This is a genomic window from Arthrobacter sp. ISL-85 (assembly GCF_018613675.1).
Taxonomy (GTDB): Bacteria; Actinomycetota; Actinomycetes; order Actinomycetales; family Micrococcaceae; genus Arthrobacter.
On the sequence record NZ_JAGGPQ010000009.1, the window covers coordinates 160,106 to 161,271 of the forward strand.

Sequence of the window (1,166 nt, forward strand, 5' to 3'; positions counted from 1 at the left end):
GTTACTGGTGCTGCGCTGGCCGCCTCAAGCTGTCCGGCAACCAGGTGTTACTGGTGCTGCTGTATCCGTCTCCTACTGCTTGACGGCCCGGTGTTACTGGTGCTGCTCTGGCGGTCTCAAGCTGTCCGACGACCAGGTGATACTGCAACGGTGCTTCCCCCAAACTGGCAACTACAGCTACTTCGAGCGGGGGGACTTCCGTTCTCTTTTTCTTACGAGAAAAAAATATAACGACCCTCTGAAATCTCGTCAAATCGCCCTTGGCGCTCTGAGTCAGGTCGCCTTCTGCTGTTGCTCGGGACCTACCTTGGAGGACGCGCGGGGCAGGCGCGCCGCAGCCACTAGTCCGGGAGACTGCCGGCCTTGTTGCGTTCGCCCAGGGGCGCATACTCCAACATCATGCCAAGGCCGCCCCTTGACAGACCCCGGCGGTAGCCAGACAAACAGGATCCATAGAGTATTCCGGGCATGTCGGTACAATTTCAAGCCCCGTCACGGATACTTCCGACCTGCGAGTTGACGGCCGCGTCAGCGAGGAAGGGAGTAAGACATGGAAGCGTTGCCCTTGCCGTTCTACTCCTGATCTTTTTTGCGGCTGCCGCTGTCATTTTGGCGACGGAAATTAGCTGGCGAAACAGACGGACCGCCTCGACTACCTGCACATGGGATCAGCTTTGAGCGGGCTGATCCTGTTGGCGCTGCCCACGAACTTGCCGGAAATTGCCGGCACGCTCAGCGCCACCGACTTGAACACCATGGCCGGCGCCGTCGGAAGCATCCCGGTCGGCTTGCCATCCAAACCGGCTGCTTCCTGCGGCCCGTGCTCCGCGCGGCCTAGGGGCTTTATCATGTTGGACGAAGTGTGTCCGGAAAGACCGGAACGCCGGTATGAGAGGACGCCGTGACAGACAAACTACACCTGGCCCCCGCTGATCCTTTTCCCACGGATTTGAGCGCCATCCCCGACGAAACACTGCAGGTACTCGATAGCCGGGTCCAGCGGCAGCTGGACCGCGAGATCGTCCGTGAAGGCGAGCCGGATCCGGAAACAGAGTTCCGCCACTATGAACTCGATGACGAGTTCATAACCCGGGAGAGCTAGAACCGCCGGGGCTCACACCCCCAATAAACCGGAGAAGACCGTCCTAGACGATATGAGGTGGGGG

Annotated in this window: 2 protein-coding genes; one reads left to right on the forward strand and one right to left on the reverse strand. The window is 59.9% G+C overall.

Translation table 11 applies throughout. The features are described from left to right. Positions 1-652: 652 nt before the first annotated feature. Positions 653-850 carry a hypothetical protein gene (locus J7I84_RS07815; protein ID WP_214942927.1) on the reverse strand — a complete coding sequence of 66 codons (198 nt, stop codon included), beginning with the start codon at positions 848-850 and terminating at the stop codon, positions 653-655. A gap of 51 nt (positions 851-901) precedes the next feature. Between J7I84_RS07815 and J7I84_RS07820 the strand changes: the two genes are divergently transcribed. Then, complete coding sequence (locus J7I84_RS07820; protein ID WP_214942930.1) at positions 902-1,102, forward strand: hypothetical protein; 201 nt, start codon at positions 902-904, stop codon at positions 1,100-1,102. Positions 1,103-1,166: the final 64 nt, after the last annotated feature.